Annotated in this window: 13 protein-coding genes; 9 read left to right on the plus strand and 4 right to left on the minus strand. The window is 53.2% G+C overall.

All coding sequences use genetic code 11. From position 1 onward, the window contains the following. Positions 1–4: 4 nt before the first annotated feature. Positions 5–1,267: an L-rhamnose isomerase gene (locus ACKPVM_RS11565; RefSeq protein WP_409309188.1), complete on the minus strand. Its 1,263-nt coding sequence runs from the start codon at positions 1,265–1,267 to the stop codon at positions 5–7. After that, positions 1,264–2,739, minus strand: coding sequence for a rhamnulokinase (gene rhaB, locus ACKPVM_RS11570; protein WP_409309189.1), 1,476 nt, complete (start codon positions 2,737–2,739; stop codon positions 1,264–1,266). The genes ACKPVM_RS11565 and rhaB overlap by 4 nt, the downstream gene beginning before the upstream one ends. Positions 2,740–3,136: 397 nt before the next feature. On the opposite strand from rhaB, the gene rhaS reads away from it, so the two are divergent. The 9 genes from rhaS (at position 3,137) to dagF (ending at position 12,417) form a co-directional block, all read left to right on the plus strand. Then, positions 3,137–3,973, plus strand: a complete 837-nt coding sequence (rhaS, locus tag ACKPVM_RS11575; protein WP_409309190.1) for an HTH-type transcriptional activator RhaS — start codon at positions 3,137–3,139, stop codon at positions 3,971–3,973. Positions 3,974–3,994: 21 nt separating this feature from the next. Beyond that, on the plus strand, positions 3,995–4,849 hold the full coding sequence (locus tag ACKPVM_RS11580) for a helix-turn-helix domain-containing protein (RefSeq protein ID WP_409309191.1): 855 nt from the start codon (positions 3,995–3,997) through the stop codon (positions 4,847–4,849). Between the two features lie 227 nt (positions 4,850–5,076). Beyond that, entirely contained in the window at positions 5,077–7,875 is a 2,799-nt protein-coding gene (gene dagR, locus ACKPVM_RS11585) for a transcriptional regulator DagR (protein WP_409309192.1), read from the plus strand. Positions 7,876–7,994: 119 nt separating this feature from the next. After that, complete coding sequence (locus ACKPVM_RS11590; RefSeq protein WP_409309193.1) at positions 7,995–8,429, plus strand: PTS sugar transporter subunit IIA; 435 nt, start codon at positions 7,995–7,997, stop codon at positions 8,427–8,429. 29 nt (positions 8,430–8,458) lie between these two features. Continuing rightward, entirely contained in the window at positions 8,459–8,944 is a 486-nt protein-coding gene (locus ACKPVM_RS11595; RefSeq protein WP_409309194.1) for a PTS sugar transporter subunit IIB, read from the plus strand. A gap of 23 nt (positions 8,945–8,967) precedes the next feature. Then, complete coding sequence (locus ACKPVM_RS11600) at positions 8,968–9,717, plus strand: PTS mannose/fructose/sorbose/N-acetylgalactosamine transporter subunit IIC (protein ID WP_409309195.1); 750 nt, start codon at positions 8,968–8,970, stop codon at positions 9,715–9,717. Next, complete coding sequence (locus tag ACKPVM_RS11605; RefSeq protein WP_409309196.1) at positions 9,714–10,574, plus strand: PTS system mannose/fructose/sorbose family transporter subunit IID; 861 nt, start codon at positions 9,714–9,716, stop codon at positions 10,572–10,574. The genes ACKPVM_RS11600 and ACKPVM_RS11605 overlap by 4 nt, the downstream gene beginning before the upstream one ends. Before the next feature lie 3 nt (positions 10,575–10,577). Next, a complete protein-coding gene (dgaE, locus tag ACKPVM_RS11610; protein ID WP_409309197.1) occupies positions 10,578–11,687 on the plus strand; it encodes a D-glucosaminate-6-phosphate ammonia lyase in 1,110 nt (369 codons plus the stop codon). Beyond that, on the plus strand, positions 11,674–12,417 hold the full coding sequence (gene dagF, locus ACKPVM_RS11615) for a 2-dehydro-3-deoxy-phosphogluconate aldolase (RefSeq protein WP_409309198.1): 744 nt from the start codon (positions 11,674–11,676) through the stop codon (positions 12,415–12,417). The genes dgaE and dagF overlap by 14 nt, the downstream gene beginning before the upstream one ends. A gap of 127 nt (positions 12,418–12,544) precedes the next feature. Here dagF and ACKPVM_RS11620 read toward each other — a convergent pair whose 3' ends face one another. Beyond that, a complete protein-coding gene (locus ACKPVM_RS11620; RefSeq protein ID WP_409309199.1) occupies positions 12,545–14,053 on the minus strand; it encodes a TolC family protein in 1,509 nt (502 codons plus the stop codon). A gap of 108 nt (positions 14,054–14,161) precedes the next feature. Beyond that, on the minus strand, positions 14,162–16,868 hold a 2,707-nt coding region (locus tag ACKPVM_RS11625; RefSeq protein ID WP_409309200.1), incomplete at its 5' end, for a putative Ig domain-containing protein.

Genomic DNA, 16,868 nt, shown 5'->3' on the forward strand with positions numbered 1-16,868 from the left:
AGTCTTACCCTTGACGTTGAGTGAGGATGGTTTTTTCATACTGACGAACATGTTGCAGCCATTCGCTGCCCGGTGTGACGTCATGGCGCTGGCAGTAGTGTTCCCAGACGGCCTGCCACGGCAGGGATTTTTGTTCTTCTAACAGTGCCAGACGAGCGGTGTAATCCCCGCTTTGTTCTAATTTGCGTAGGGCCTCAGTGGGTTCCAGCAGGGCGCGCAAAAGCGCTTTCTTCATGTTGCGGGTGCCGATGACCCAGGCGGCAATGCGATTGATGGATGCATCAAAGAAATCGAGACCGATGTGCACACGATCAAGCAGTTTATGACGAATGATCTCATGGGCAATTGCCTGCGTTTCATCATCCAACAGAACAACGTGATCGCTGTCCCAGCGTACCGGACGGCTGACGTGCAGTAACAGACGCGGAACGTACAGGATGGCGCTGGATATTTTGTCGGAAATGACTTCGGTTGGATGGAAATGGCCTGCATCTAAACAGAGTGCGGTCTTGCGGCTGCTGGCATAGCCGAGGCAGAATTCGCTGGAGCCGACAGTAAAGCTTTCTGCGCCGATCCCGAACAGTTTACTTTCCACCGCATCGATATGGTGCGCCTGATCGAGTGGCTCGGCGATGACCTCGTCTAACGCGCTGAGCAGTCGCTGGCGGAAGGCCAGACGATCGATCGTCAGATCTTTCATGCCATCCGGCACCCAAATATTCATGACGGAAGGTGTGCCGAGTTCGCGGCCAAAGTAGGCAGAAATACGGCGGCTGGCCTGACAATGTTCAATCCAGAACTGGCGGATGCTGTCATCGGGATGCGATAGCGTAAAACCATCGCTGCTCAAAGGGTGAGAGAAGCAGGTTGGGTTGAAATCCAACCCTAACTGATGACGTTTGGCCCATGCGACCCAGTGACTGAAATGCTTGGGCTCAATTTCGTTACGGGCAACCGGTTGATCGGATTCAAGATAAATCGCGTGCAAGTTTAACCGTTTGGGGCCTGGAATAAGCGAAAACGCCTGTTCCAGATCGGCTCGTAGCTCAACGGCGCTGCGTGCTTTTCCGGGGTAATTCCCCGTCGCCTGAATACCGCCGGTTAATGCGCTGCCTGTGTTTTCAAAACCGGCAACATCATCGCCTTGCCAGCAGTGCATAGAGACGGGAATGGTATCTAACTGCGCCAGTGCGGCATCGACATCAACGTCTATGCTGGCGTAACGATCCTTTGCCAGACGCCAGGCAGTTTCAATAGTGTTATTCATACGGTGGTTTCCTCTTTTTTATCATGGCAAAGGGCTTCAAAACGACGCCAATGCCTGGCGAAATCAGTATCCTCACGCGGGGTGTAGCGATGCAGAGGAAAGTTATGGGTGAGTAGGTGGCGAAATTCATTCAGATCGGCAACGGCATCGAGCGCCATTAATTGACAACCGATATTGCCGAGAGTGGAGGCTTCTACCGGTCCGGCGAAGACGGGAATCTGACACGTATCGGCGCACAACTGATTAAGCAACTCATTCTGGCAACCGCCGCCAACAATATGTAATTGACGTAACGGTGCCTGGCGCAGTTCGCCTAATTCCTGAATTGCCTGCCGATACAGCATGGCGAGGCTATCAAAAATACAGCGAGCCAGTTCGGCATCTCCCTGTGGCACAGGTTGCTGATGTTCGGTACAAAACGTTCTGATGGCGTCACACATGGACGGCGGGTTAATAAAACGCTCGTCGTTCGGGTTGATCAGGCTGACATAGGCCGGTAGATGTGACGCCTCCTGAATCAGAGCGTTGAGATCCTGAATTTGACGTTCCTGACAGAGACGTTGCAGTAACCACATGCCCATGATGTTTTTGAGTACGCGATACGTGCCGTTGATCCCACATTCATTGGTGATGTTGGCGGCTAATGCCTGCGCGTTGTGGCAGGGCGTATCGCTTTCAATACCGATCAACGACCAGGTACCGGAACTGAGATAAGCGCTGTCTTTGTTCTGTAGTGGGGCCGCGACGACGGCGCAGGCCGTATCATGGGTGGCTACTGCAATCACTGGGATTTGCCGTCCGCTCGGTGCTGACCATTTGCCGATGTGGTGACCGGGCTGTACCGGCTGGCTCAACAAACGTTTGGGGAAACCAAGATACTTCAGCAGTGCGTCGTCCCATGTTTTGTCCGTCAGGCTGAGCAACTGTGTCGTGCTGGCATTGGTGTATTCACAGCTCACCTTGCCTGTCAGGCGATAATGAAAATAATCTGGGATCAGTAACAGATGTTCTGCTTTTGTCAGGTATTCAGGATGTTGATCGCACAACGCCTTGAGTTGGTACAGCGTATTAAAAGGAAGGAATTGAATACCGGTGCGCTGATAAATATTTTCACGGCCTAGCTCATCGGTGACCGTGGACATCAGACCATCGGTACGGTGGTCTCGATAAGAGTAGGGCAAACCGACACATTCACCGGCTTTGTCCAGTAGCACATAATCCACTCCCCAACTGTCAATCCCTATGCTGTCAGGATGAATCCCCATGCCGTCTATTTGGTGTAAGCCAGTGAGAATCGCCTGCTCCAGCGCTTGCAGGTCCCATACATGATGGCCATTTTCAGCAATGAGATGATTGCGAAAGCGGTGAATTTCTTTCAGTGCCAGATGCTGTGTGGTTGTTTGTAGCGTCGCTAACATGACTCGGCCGCTGGACGCGCCAAGATCTACCGCCACAATATTCTTCACAGCCATAGCCATTCCTCTTTACCTGTTTGATGGGAAGCAGTGTAAGGATTCATGGTCATCATCACCTTCCGGTGAGTGCCACGTAGGATGAGCGGTTGGCAAAATAGTCAAGCTGACTGTGAAATGGTTCACAGTTGTGACGTTTCTCTGCGGGATTTACGAAATTTTTACGATGAGTTAGGGGGCTGAACGGGATGTGATCCTATCCACATTTCAGCAAATTGGTCGGTAGATCTTGAAAAAATGACATCACAACGCCGCCGTCAATGACGGTATTTAAAGGCTGTTTGGCACGCTTCCCGCTACCCTTTCATATAGACGCTAATTTCACTGATGGTCAGTACGTGCTGGCGACAAATGACAAAGAGGCCGCTCCGCGAGCGAGCTAAGTGGAGAATCAAAAATGACGTTACTTCGTGGTGATGACTTCTTTGCTTCACGGGCAGTGACGGTGGCTGTAGAGCCCCGAACGCCTCAGGTGGCTTTCCCCGAGCATTATCATGATTTCTGGGAAATTGTGTTGGTGGAACAAGGCTCGGGCGTGCATGTTTTTAACGATCAGCCTTATGCCTTGAGCAGTGGTACGGTGTTTTTTGTGCGGGATAATGACAGGCATCTGTTTGAAAATGTGGAAGGACTCTGTCTGACCAACGTCCTTTATCGTTCACCACGCGGTTTTCGTTTTCTTTCCGATATTGCGTCCTTTTTGCCTTACGGGCCCGATGGCGAATGGCAAGGGCAATGGCAGGTCAATACGGTGGGCATGCAGCAACTCAAGCAAAGCCTTGGTAAGCTGGCTGAACTTGCTCAGAGCGCTCAGCCGGAAGATATCGCCGCCAGCGAAAGCCTGTTTTTGCAAATCCTGGTGCTTCTTCGTCAGCGCTGTTTCCAAACGCAAGGGGGAGATTGCCAACGTCAGGGGATACAGTCGCTGTTAGGCTGGTTACAGAACAACTACAGCGAAGATATCAACTGGGGGGAATTGGCCGAACGGTTCGCCTTACCGCTTAGAACGCTGCATCGCCAACTGAAACAACACACTGGAATGACACCACAACGCTATCTGAATCGGTTAAGATTACTGGAGGCCCGTCGGCGCTTGCAGCAAAGTGATGATTCCATTACTACGATTGCACATGCGTGTGGATTCAGTGACAGCAACCATTTTTCGACGCAATTCCGTAAGGAATTTTCTCTGGCCCCTAAATCGCTACGTCATCAGGCGTACCATGAGGAATAGTTGAGCGCAGGCAGGTGAGGGATGGTAAACAGTAGACGGGGTTTGAAACTACAGACTGAAGACTATTTCCTTACCGATAAAAATAGCGTCATGGTTGCCGAACGGCATCCACAGCCAGTATTCCCGCTGCATCACCACGATTTTGATGAATTGGTGATCGTCTGGCGCGGGAATGGTCTGCATTTCTGGAATGACGTGCCTTATCGCATTACGCGTGGTGACATGTTTTATGTCTCGGCAAGCGATCGGCACAGCTACGAATCCGTCCACGATCTGGAATTGGATAACATTATGTATATCCGCGATCGACTGTCGCTCTCGGCGGACTGGGGCGCGCTGTTGCCTGGCGGGGACACGCCACACAGTGAGCGTTACTGGTGTCTGGGCTCGCAGGGGATGGACACCATTCGTGACCGGGTTGATGCGTTGGCGCGAGAGAGCATGAAATCAGATCTGCTGTCGTTGCAACTGAGCGAGGTGCTACTGTTGCAAATTGCGCTGCTGGCGATGCGTTATCGTCATTTGCCGAATAACCCTCAATTGGCGGATGCCCATCAGTTGGACTTATTGATGAACGCGTTGCGTGCCAGTATCGCCAGCCCTTTTCGTTTTGATGTTTTTTGTGAACAGAATGGATTTAGCGCACGTGGCCTGAGAGCGCGATTTAAAGAGCAAACGGGTATGAGCGTGCTGCAATATTTGCGTCAACTACGGCTATGCAAAGCGATGGAACTGTTGCGCTACAATCAGCAAACTATTGGGGAAATTGCGGCACAGTGCGGTTTTGATGACAGCAACTATTTTTCCGTGGTATTTCATCAGGCATTTGGTGTTTCTCCCAGCGCTTATCGTCAACGTTTTCAAAATGCGGGTTAGCCGCCCCGTTTGTCTTCGTTGTAGCAAGTCACCTGCGTAAATGCGTTCAATTTTTCTGATTTCTCAGTACGTACTCTATGAATGGGGCGTGCTGATATCCCGCTCCGATTGCTTATCCACAGGCGATGATTATCGTCTGCAAATAGATTCTTCCCCGTGAACCTCTGTTTTGCGTGGCAGAATAGTGTATGTTCTGAACAATCATTTAATTCTTAAGCGGTAGTGCGATGAGACGTATTGAGATCATACTGAGGGAGCTAGAGCGACTTACGCGTGGGCTAAGTCTTACCGATCTTGAACAGGAAGCGGTGTTTACGGCAGAAAGCATTGGCTTCAACCTCGGATTGGCGCGTAACTCTGTTAGTAAAGATCTCAATCAGTTGTGGAATGACGGTCTGGCGATTAAGAGCCGGGGTCGCCCGGTGTGCTTTCTGCATCGTCAGACGATTGAGACCCTGTTGGCACGTAAACTGGATGAGTCCGAGCGTGAAGTGCGTTCTGTTGCCGATCTTTTGCCGCATCATGAAGGATCGGCTTCTGACGATCCGTTTATGGGGTTGATCGGCTACGATCGCAGTCTGCGTGATGCGGTGGAAAAGGGACGAGCCGCCGTGCTTTATCCGCATGGGTTGCATGTTTTGCTGACGGGGCCGTCCGGGGTCGGAAAAACGTTTTTTGCGGAACTGATGCATCGCTTCGCCTGCGAACACGCCACAGGAACGCCGCCGCCGCTGGTCTATTTCAACTGTGCGGAATATGCGCACAACCCGGAGTTGCTCTCCTCACATTTGTTTGGTCATCGGCAAGGGGCGTTTACTGGCGCGAACGAAAACAAATCCGGTCTGGTAGAACAGGCAGATGGTGGCTATTTGCTGCTGGACGAAGTACATCGCCTGTCTTATGAAGGTCAGGAGAAACTGTTCTCGATCTTGGATAAAGGCGAATACCGCCCACTCGGTTCCAGTGCGGTGGCTCGATCGATCGCGGTGCGATTGATTTGCGCGACGACCGAGCCGATAAACTCGGCACTGTTACGCACTTTTCAACGTCGTATTCAGGTCTGTATCGATTTACCCGGTATTCGTCAGCGCTCGGTAGAAGAACAGATCGAACTGATCGTCGGTTTTTTGCAGCGCGAAAGTCGCAAAATAGAACGCACGGTCAGTATCGATAAAACGCTTCTGTTATGGCTGCTGAATAAACCACTGGAAGGTAACATCGGGCAGCTCAAAAGTGATATCCAATTCTTGTGCGCGCAGGCATGGGCGTCGGGGATGACCGAGCATAATGACACGCTGCAATTGGACAAGCGTTTGGTGGAGATGCCGGTTAATGCGACGCCTGAACAACGTCAGTTAGTTGATACGCTGTTTGAAACCAAAGAGCGGTTGAACGTTGATGCGCGTACGTTGCCAGCATTGAAAAGTTCTCTGGCAACCGGCGCGGAGATTGAGGAAAGCGATCTTTTTTACAGCTTCCTGACCCGTGAATATGTCAATCTGCGTAACAGTAATGTCCCGCCAGCAGAAACGCTGGCAATACTGAAAAACAAACTCAGCTCCATTTTTGAATACGGTCTCTATAGCCGCGACAGTGTGGCGCATCCGCCGCGCTATGGCGATCAGATTGAAGAGCGGGTCACGCTACTGATCGGTTGTGTCGAACAGGTACTGGGTTTTTCACTGCCGGAAAATCTGGTTAATCCTTTACGTAAACATTTTCTGGCGTTGATTGGCTATGTACAGCGTGGTCTGATTCCGCAACTGTATTCTTCCAGTCTGATCCTGGATCGCTGTAAAGACGAATATGAGAATGCCACGCTGCTGTGTCGCAAAATTAACGAGTTGCTGCATATCCAGTGCCCGGCGACAGAGGTGGTCTGGCTCTGCCTGTTTTTGAAAGAGTGTCGCCATTATCGACAGCGCATTGACGCCAGCCCGGATTGCGGCGTCATCCTGATTGCCCACGGCGCGACAACCGCCACCAGTATGGCGCAGTACGTCAATCGTGTATTGGAACGTGATCTGTTCAGCGCGATTGATATGCCGTTTGAGCAATCGGTACACGATACGCTGGAAACATTAACGCAGATGATCCAGAACCGACGCTATCAACGGTTGATCCTGATGGTGGATATTGGCTCGTTGATCCATTTCGGTAGCACTATTAGCAAACTGTTTCAGATTGATGTCCTGCTTATGCCGAATATTACGCTTACCAGCCTGCTGGAAGTGGGGCTGGATTTGAGCTTTGAGACCAGTGATTTGCCGCAGTTGGCTGAGCTTATGCAAAGTAAAGGCATCCCCAGTCAGCTCTGTACGCCACAGCAGGAAAGTAGCGGCAACGTATTGGTTATTTCCTGCATTACCGGTATGGGAACAGCGGAAAAGATTAAAAAAGTGCTGGAGGAAAGCTTTGGCGAACTGATGTCTCAGGACACGCGCATGGTGATCCTGGATTACAACGAAGTGCGCAGTCTGGAACGGGTTCAACAGGCATTGAACGCTCGTGAACGTCTGGCGGGGATTGTCGGCACCTTCCAGCCTGGGTTGCCGGATATACCGTTTATCTCGTTAGAAGAGTTATTTTCCGAACAGGGGCCGGAGTTGGTATTAAGCCTTTTAACGCCAGATCTTTCCAGCGCGGAACGACGCCTGGAGATGGAGCGCAGCGCCATGCGTTTTATCAGCGCGTTGACCATGGAGAGTATCATCAACCACATTTCGGTGCTTAATCCACAGCGTATTCTGAAAGAGATTGAAGGCGTACTGAATCATTTAACGACAACATTGGCTTTGAAACCCAGTCGTCAGGTGACACTGCGCTTCCTGATCCACTGCTGTTGCATGGTTGAGCGTATCGTGATTAACCGAAAACCGTTACAGATGGCGTTGGAAAATAAGCCCGATCTGGATGCCCGGGCGTTTAGTGTCATCAAATCCGCTTTCCTACCGATAGAAGAGGCTTACGCGATCCGTTTATCGGATGCGGAGTATATTTATATTTATGAGTTGTTGTATAACTAATCCCTTTGCTGGCGAGGCTTAGCGCCTCGCCACGTATTTTTATCCCTCCTGCGTGACACAAATCTGGCACATCCTTTGCTCTATTACATGGGTAAACGTAATCGAGCCTGGAGGCCATTTTGACTACCACTGTACCGACTCAACTGTTGCCCCGAATTCTGCTGCTGACACACGGTGGCTGGGGGCAGCCGCTTTGCAACAGCCTGCGCATGGTGACAGGCGAAATTGAAGGCGTGACGGAAATTGCATTGATGCCCGTTGATACGTTGGGTGAATTTTATCAGCGTGTCGAATCCGTCGTGCAAACCATGCCGGAAGGCTCGCTGATCCTGACCGACTTTGTTGGCGGCACGACCTCAAACGTGGCGGCACGCCTGAGTGCGGATTATCCGGTTGCGGTGGTTTCCGGGTTGAATGCTTCCCTGTTGCTGGAAGCGCTGGACCGACGTGAACATGGTCGGCTTACCGATTGTGTTTCCGATCTGGTTGAAGCCGGGCGCAGCAGTTGTCTGGATGTTGTCGCTCACGTTCATCAATTACAACAATCACAATAACAACAATCACAATAACAAAGGAAAAAATCATGGCAAACATCGTGTTATGTCGTATTGATAGCCGCCTCATTCATGGGCAGGTGGTGACGAAATGGGTGGGACAGTCTCAGGCAAATCGGATCGCGGTGGTCAGCGATGAACTGGATGCCGATCCGTTCATGAAAAATATCTACCTGATGGCGGCTCCGCCGAACATCAAAGTGGATTGCTATGGCAATCAAAGTTTTGCCGCAGCATGGAAAGAAAACCAACTGGGCGACGGCAATGTTCTGGTGTTATTTCCGTCTCTGGCGGCCATCCAACAGGCGGTACAACAGGGGTTTGACGTCAATACCATTCAGGTTGGCGGACTAGGAGGTGGGCCAAATCGTAAAGCGGTTTTCCAAAATATCACACTGGATGAAAAAGACGTCGGCATCCTTAACGACCTGAAAGACCGTGGGATCCAGGTATTCTTCCAAACTATTCCGGAAGATAAACCGCAGTCACTGGCCGATATCCTGAAAAAATTCTAACCCTCTGATTATGGGATAACACTATGGATACCTTACTTTTCGCAAGCCTGATGGGGTTGTATTACTGGTTTGCCCGTTTACGCCTCGGTTACACCTTCTCTGCGATGTTGCTACAGCCCGTGGTGATCGCGGTATTTGTTGGTCTGCTACTCGGCAACATGCAGACGGCGATGATCATTGGTGCGGGGATGCAACTGGTTTATTTGGGCGTTACGTCCACACCGGGTGGCAACGTGCCGTCAGATCCGGCTCTGGCTGCCTGTATCTCAATTCCTATTGCGGTAAAAGCGGGGATGGACCCCAATCTGGCGATTGCGCTGGCGATCCCGTTTGGGGTGATCGGCGTATTCCTCGACCAATTACGTCGCACGCTGAACGCCGCTTGGGTGCATATGGCTGATAAGCATGCCGAAACGGCGAACATGTCCGGCATTATGCGCTGCGCCTTTATCTACCCGGCCTTGTTGGGACTGGTGTTGCGCTTCCCGGTTGTATTCGCTGCCAACTATTTCGGACAAGATGTGGTGGAGAGCTTCCTTAAGCTGATGCCGCACTGGCTGACGCATTCCTTTGAGATCATGGGCGGCATTCTGCCTGCGCTGGGCTTCGCTATCACCATTATGGTGATCGGTAAAAAGAGCCTGTTACCGTGGTTTATCGGCGGGTTCTTCGCGGTGTTGTATCTCAAAGTAGACATCATGGCGATGGCAATCTTCGGCACCTGTGTGGCCTTCCTGATTAAAGGTTTGGCGAAAAATGAAGGAGCAGCATGATGAGTAGCGACGTAATGCAGCATGAACTGGTTGAGCGCGCACGGGAAAGCGGCGTGCTGACTAAAGCGGATATCACCAAAGCCTGGTTTATCTACTGGCTGGGGGCGGAGGTTTCCAACTCTTATGAACGTTTACAGAGTCTGATTTTCTGCGCCTCGATGACGCCGATTATCAAAAAGCTCTATCCACAAAAAGAAGAGCAAGTGGAAGCGTTAAAGCGCCATCTGAATTTCTTCAACTCGGAACAGACATTTGGCGCGGTGATTCAGGGTATTTCCATCGCGATGGAAGAGCAGAAAACGCGTGGCGAACCGATCAGCGATGCCTCTATCACCGGGATTAAAACGGGTTTAATGGGGCCGTTAGCCGGGATGGGGGATTCCATTGTCTGGGCGGCGGTGATGCCGTTACTGATTGCGATTTTTATTCCCTTTGCCGCCAATGGTAGCGCAGTAGGCGGGATTGCACCGTTGATTCTCTATCCGGCGATTACGCTGGCGATCAGCTACGGGTTGATCCACAAGGGGTATTCGCTGGGACGAGATTCGATCGTCGGCTTGCTGCAAGGGGGGAGAATCAAGGAACTGATTTACGGCGCTAACGTGCTGGGCTTAATCATGATGGGCGCACTTTCGGCAAGCTACGTCAAGATTACCTCGCCGCTAAAAATTAGTGCCTTGGAAGGTTCTGAAGTCGTGGTCCAGCAGATCCTGGATTCTATCGCACCCGGTCTGTTGCCTCTGGCTGCTGTGTTTTCCATCTATTTCTACCTGGTGAAAAAAGGGCCGCGCTACACCACTATTCTGCTATCGATAGTCGCGCTCAGTGTGGTGTGTTCGCTGCTGGGAGTGCTGTAAGCCATGACTCAGAATATTTATCAACAGCTGGGGCTAAAACGGGTTATTAACGCCTGTGGCAAGATGACCATTCTCGGTGTTTCCAGCGTTGCGCCAGACGTGATGAAGGCGACAGCGCAGGCCGCTTCTGCCTTTGTTGAAATTGATCGCTTAGTGGATCGTACCGGTGAACTGCTTTCCCGTTATACCGGTGCGGAGGACAGCTACGTGACGTCCTGCGCGTCTGCGGGGATCGCAATCGCGGTTGCGGCGGCGATTACCCGTGGCGATCGGGCGCGGGTGACGCTGATGCCGGACAGTACCGGTATGGCCAATGAAGTGGTGATGTTGCGTGGGCATAATGTTGATTACGGTGCGCCCATCACCAGCGCTATTCGTCTGGGAGGCGGTCGCGTAGTGGAGGTCGGTTCCAGTAATCTGGTTGCCCGTTGGCAACTGGAGAGCGCCATTACGGATGATACCGCCGCGCTGCTGTATGTGAAGTCGCATCACTGTGTCCAGAAAGGCATGCTGACCATCGAAGATTTTGTTCAGGTTGCGCAAACCCACCATTTACCGCTGATTGTCGATGCTGCCGCTGAGGAGGATTTACACCTCTGGGTTGCCAGCGGCGCAGATATGGTGATTTACAGTGGGGCTAAAGCCTTTAATGCGCCGACTTCCGGGTTTATCACCGGGAAAAAAGAGTGGATCGCTGCCTGTAAAGCGCAGCACCACGGCATTGCTCGGGCAATGAAGATTGGTAAGGAAAATATGGTCGGGCTCATCTACGCGCTGGAAAATTATCATAGCGCGCAGCCGACACAGACCGCCGAGGATCTCCAGCCCGCAGCCGATGCGATTTCTATGATTCACGGCTTGCGTGCCGATATTGAGCAGGATGAAGCGGGTCGGGCTATCTGGCGTATTCGCATCAAGGTGCTGCCAGAAGAATTGGGGTTGGATGCCCGTGCTGTGGAAGCTCAACTGCGAGGCGGTGATATTGCGATATACGCCCGTCGTTATAACCTTCATCAGGGGGTATTTAGCCTCGATCCACGTACAGTCGCAGAAGGGGAAATGGCGTTGATCATTGCGCGACTGAAGGAGATTGCTACTCATGCAACAGCTTAATTTTTATCGCCAGCGTGTGGCGATTAATGTGCTGGCAAAAGACATTGCCAACGCCAGGGAAATTTACGCGGCAGCCGAAGGCCATGTGGCCATCGGCGTACTCTCCGCTCAGTTTACTTCGGTTGATGAAGGTATCGCCGAAGTGAAACGCTGGATGGCAGAAGTGCCATCTATTTCCGTAGGGCTAGGGGCGGGCGATCCGGCTCAGTATTATAAAGCGGCAATGATCGCCTCAGCGGTTCATCCGGCGCATGTCAATCAGACCTTTACGGGCAGCGGTTTTGCCGCTGGTGCGCTGGCGGCGACAGGCGGCGAATTGACCCATATTAACGCGCTGGTCAGTCCGACGGGGACGCCTGGAGAAGTTCTCATCTCTACCGGCGTTAGCAGCAGTCAGGGAACGCCTGCTCGCGTCTCTTGTGATGCGGCGGTACGTATGATGCTGGATATGGGAGCGCATGCGGCAAAATTTTTCCCAATGGGGGGAGAAAAATCACTGGCAGAATTGCGCGTGCTGGCAACGTCTGCGGCACAGCATGGTATGACACTGATTGAGCCGACTGGTGGTATCGATTTGGATAATTTTGGCATCATCCTGCAAACCTGTCTGGAAGCCGGTGTGCCACGAGTGATGCCGCATGTTTATAGTTCTATTATCGATCCACAAACCGGGAATACCCGGCCAGAAGATGTCATCAAACTCATGGAGATGGTGAAGGCGATTGTTTGAAACTGGCGGCCATTGGCCGCCTCAGACTGTTGACAAGATCGTCTGAGAGGGCAAGCGTAGCTGCCCTCTGTGTGTGGTCTAAAGGTGACATTCTCCGATAGGGTAACGTGCGATTTCCTCTCGCCTATCAGAACGATTGTAATGTACTGATTTTACCCTGTTGCCAGTTGTCGTCAGATTGACGCAGTGCCTGGCTGATATCTGCAAGGCTGTTGGACGGGAGGGTTTTGGGTAGTAAATCTAGTCCGATCGTTGAGAATATCTGACCATAGGTATTGCGTAGTTCTGCATAAGCCAGATCCTGACGCAAGCTGGCGTTGAGGGCGTTCAGTTCACCTTGAATCAACTGTAGTTCACCGATGCTGTTAGCCTTATAGCGATTTCTCAGTTGTTCGACGATTTTAGCGTCAAGATTGCGCAATTCTGAACTGGTCTTATATTGTCGCTGTGCCTCATTGAAGTTGGCCCGGGCGATATATAATTGCGCCATAATCGCCAACGACATCGCCTGGCGCTGCACTTCCGATACAGATTCGTTAGCCTGAGCGGCTTTACGCGCGGCGGGGCCGGATAGCAGATTGAACAAGTTCCAGGTGGCTTTCACGCCAACGTCAGCCCAACTGTTGTTGACCAGAAAAGAGTTGCTGTCATAGTGACCGCCTGCGCTGATTTCCACGCCGGGCAGCATACGCAGCAACGTCTTGCGGGTTTCGGCTGCGTGAATTCGTACCTGATAATCCTGTTCGCGCAGTTCTGGACGACTGACCAGCGCCGCTTCTTCCAGCACTTTCACATCGACATTCAACTGCGGTACGGTTTCGTCACTGCTTTGTGGCAACGCGAGCTTGTAGGACGTCTCCAATGGCAGATTCATCAAGGTCGCCAGCTCAGTCTTGGCCAACGACAGTGCGCGACGCTGCTCTTCCAATTGGCGAGTGGCGTCGATCAGCGCACGTTGATAGCTCAGCGCTTCAATGGGATCGCCAATCTGCTGTGACGACATGTGCTCGCTTGCTTCACGTGCAGCGTTGACACGGACGATCAGACTATCGATTTTCCCTAAGAGACGCTCAGCGGCCACGGCGCGCCAGTAGGCAGAACGCACATCTTGCAGGATGGTGTGCACGACCTTGCGTTTACGCTCCTCGGCAATCCAACGTTGATCCGATTTTTGCTGGGCGGTCACGTAGCTGACGCCAAAGTCGAGCACGTTCCACACCATGGTCAGATCGGCGACATCGCGGTCGCGATCCTGTGAGGTAGACGGTTCCAGAGAGGTACGTCCTGTTTCCACGCTGCGGCTACTGGAGGCACTTATATTATTACGTCCTACGTAGCCTGCTGATGCCGCCAGTTTGGGCAACATATCATAGCGTGCCAGCTCCACCTGCTGCTGACTTAGCGCATATTCCATCACTTTTAAGCGTGATTCGAGGTTATATTTCAGCGCTCGTGCCATGGCATCATACAGCGTGATCGGTGCCGTGACGGGCTCCTGCTGGCTGAACATGGCGACTCGGTCCTGCTGGCTGCGTTGCCCGCTTTCGACCTTGCTGATCGGTTGGGTGGTCACGGCACAGCCGCTGGCGGCTAGCACGATGGCGCTAAGGCTAAATAGTTTGCGACCCTGTAACACTATTCCGCTCCTCGTCATTATCATTGTTACCAATGTTATTCTTGTGATGGTTCTGGTTGTTCTTGCGATCGTCTTGCGTATCGCAAGTTGCTGTGTTGTCGTGCAGGGTTATCCCTGCTGCTGATCACTTTCCTGCAATGCTTGCTCAATGGCTGCAAGACGTTGCAGTTTCGAATCACCTATCTGTTGTAATTGCTGATGCAGTGAGGGCGTAAATGCCACCGAGCGCCCCGTGCCGTCATCCATGCTATTCATCGCACTATTCACCTTATCGAGCGGAATGTCCTTCCAACTGCCGCCGGAGAAGACCTCCATTGGTGTCAATGAAGGCAAATAGATCCCCGAGAACGCGCTAGCCAGCGATGAGGTGCCACCTAAAGCGGGATCTTTGCTGAAGCTGGGGAAGGAACCTAGTGTGCTGTCGAAGTTCATACCAATGCCGCTGGCGACCCCACGTCCGAAAGTGTCCGCCACTTGGCTAGTTGGGAGGGAGCCCCCCTCGGTGTTCTGGCGTCCAGTAGCAAAAATGGCAGACATCACTGACTTCGGTGCGCCGTCATTACCCACGGTGAAACTGCCGAGAGACGGATTGGCAATCAGACCATCCAATGCCGGCAGTGCTATCGGGGCATCCTGCGTAAACAGTTGGGGTGTATCGCTGGCTGACGGCGTCCGGCCAATACCGTCGTTGGCTTTGAACTGAGGATCGCTGCTTACCATACTGCTCGTCACGGTCAAGCCAAAGCTGGTACTGATGGACGTATTACTGCCATCGGTGGCCGTTACCCGGATTACCAAGTTGCCGACATCCGCATTGCCCGGCGTACCGGAGAAGGTGCCGATAGCAGGATCGAAATGCAGCCAACTCGGCAGCGGTGAGCCGTTGGCGAGGGTGGCGCGTAGCGTCAGGGTGTCGCCGACATCGGGATCGTTAAAAGTGCCGTCAGGTACGGTAAAGTTGAAGCCACCACCCTGTGCCACGCTTTGCGCAGGGATTGGCGTGGCAACCACGGGTGCATCGTTAACGTTGGTGATCGTCAGGCCAAAGCTGGTACTGATGGACGTATTACTGCCGTCGGTGGCTGTTACCCTGATCACCAAGATACCGACATCCGCATTGCCCGGTGTACCGGAGAAGGTGCCGATAGCAGGATCGAAATGCAGCCAACTCGGCAGCGGTGAGCCGTTGGCGAGGGTGGCGCGTAGCGTCAGGGTGTCGCCGACATCGGGATCGTTAAAAGTGCCGTCAGGTACGGTAAAGTTGAAGCCACCACCCTGTGCCACGCTTTGTGGCGGGATAGGCGTGTCAACCACGGGAGCATCGTTAACGTTGGTGATCGTCAGGCCAAAGCTGGTGCTAACCGAGGCGTTACTGTCGTCGGTGGCTGTTACCCTGATCACCAAGATACCGACATCCGCATTACCCGGTGTGCCGGAGAAGGTGCCGATAGCAGGATCGAAATGCAGCCAGCTTGGCAGCGGTGAGCCGTTGGCGAGGGTGGCGCGTAGCGTCAGGGTGTCGCCGACATCGGGATCGTTAAAAGTGCCGTCAGGTACGGTAAAGTTGAAGCCACCACCCTGTGCCACGCTTTGTGGCGGGATAGGCGTGTCAACCACGGGAGCATCGTTGACGTTGGTAACGGTCAGTTCGAAGGTGGTACTGACCGAGGCATTACCGCTGTCGGTGGCGGTGACCTTGATGGTCAGGTTACCCACATCGCCATTGGCAGGGGTACCGAAGAAGGTGCCGGTAGCCGGGTTAAATGACAGCCAGTCCGGTAGCGCGGTGCCGTCTGCCTGCGAGGCGCTCAGCATCAGGGTATCGCCATCCGGATCGGTAAAAGTGCCAGCGGGTACGGTGATATTCAAACTGCCGCCCTGCGCAATACTCTGCGCCGGGATCGTACCGGAGACCTCCGGTGCATCGTTGACGTTGGTAACGGTCAGCTCAAAGGTGGTGCTGACCGAGGCAGTGTTGCTATCGGTGGCGGTGACCTTGATGGTCAGGCTACCCACATCACCACTGGCAGGGGTGCCGGAGAAGGTGCCGGTGGCCGGGTTAAACAACAGCCAGCCCGGCAGCGCGGTGCCGTCGGCCTGCGAGGCGCTCAGCATCAGGGTATCGCCATCCGGATCGGTAAAGGTGCCGGCGGGTATGGTGACGTTCAAACTACCGCCCTGCGCAATACTCTGCGCCGGGATCGTACCGGAGACCTCCGGTGCATCGTTGACGTTGGTAACGGTCAGCTCAAAGGTGGTGCTGACCGAGGCAGTGTTGCTATCGGTGGCGGTGACCTTGATGGTCAGGCTACCCACATCACCACTGGCAGGGGTGCCGGAGAAGGTGCCGGTGGCCGGGTTAAACAACAGCCAGCCCGGCAGCGCGGTGCCGTCTGCCTGCGAGGCGCTGAGCGTCAGGGTATCGCCATCCGGATCGGTAAAGGTGCCGGCTGGTACGGTAACATTCAAACTGCCGCCCTGCGCAATGCTCTGCGCCGGGATCGTACCGGAGACCTCCGGCGCATCGTTAACGTTGGTAACGGTCAGCTCAAAGGTGGTACTGACAGAGGCATCACCATCGCTGGCGGTGACGCGGATGGTCAGGCTACCCACATCGCCATTGGCTGGGGTACCGGAGAAGGTGCCAGTGGTGGCGTTAAAAGTCAGCCAGCTCGGCAGCGCGGTGCCGTCCGACCGCGAGGCGCTGAGCGTCAGGGTATCGCCATCCGGATCGGTAAAGGTGCCCGCGGGTACGGTGATATTCAAACTGCCGCCCTGCGCAATGCTCTGCGCCGGGATCGTACCGGAGACCTCC

Origin of the sequence: Pectobacterium hainanensis, from assembly GCF_046237015.1 — a bacterium.
Classification (GTDB): domain Bacteria; phylum Pseudomonadota; class Gammaproteobacteria; order Enterobacterales; family Enterobacteriaceae; genus JBJYIN01.

Bases quoted from the DNA above. Each gene is read 5' to 3' on its own strand.
- ACKPVM_RS11595 (WP_409309194.1), top strand. From the start codon at position 8,459: ATGGCAAACATCGTGTTATGTCGTATTGATAGCCGCCTCATTCATGGG.
- ACKPVM_RS11600 (WP_409309195.1), top strand. From the start codon at position 8,968: ATGGATACCTTACTTTTCGCAAGCCTGATGGGGTTGTATTACTGGTTT.
- ACKPVM_RS11580 (WP_409309191.1), top strand. From the start codon at position 3,995: ATGGTAAACAGTAGACGGGGTTTGAAACTACAGACTGAAGACTATTTC.
- dagF (WP_409309198.1), top strand. From the start codon at position 11,674: ATGCAACAGCTTAATTTTTATCGCCAGCGTGTGGCGATTAATGTGCTG.
- ACKPVM_RS11565 (WP_409309188.1), bottom strand. From the start codon at position 1,267: ATGAATAACACTATTGAAACTGCCTGGCGTCTGGCAAAGGATCGTTAC.
- ACKPVM_RS11605 (WP_409309196.1), top strand. From the start codon at position 9,714: ATGATGAGTAGCGACGTAATGCAGCATGAACTGGTTGAGCGCGCACGG.
- rhaS (WP_409309190.1), top strand. From the start codon at position 3,137: ATGACGTTACTTCGTGGTGATGACTTCTTTGCTTCACGGGCAGTGACG.
- rhaB (WP_409309189.1), bottom strand. From the start codon at position 2,739: ATGGCTGTGAAGAATATTGTGGCGGTAGATCTTGGCGCGTCCAGCGGC.
- dagR (WP_409309192.1), top strand. From the start codon at position 5,077: ATGAGACGTATTGAGATCATACTGAGGGAGCTAGAGCGACTTACGCGT.
- dgaE (WP_409309197.1), top strand. From the start codon at position 10,578: ATGACTCAGAATATTTATCAACAGCTGGGGCTAAAACGGGTTATTAAC.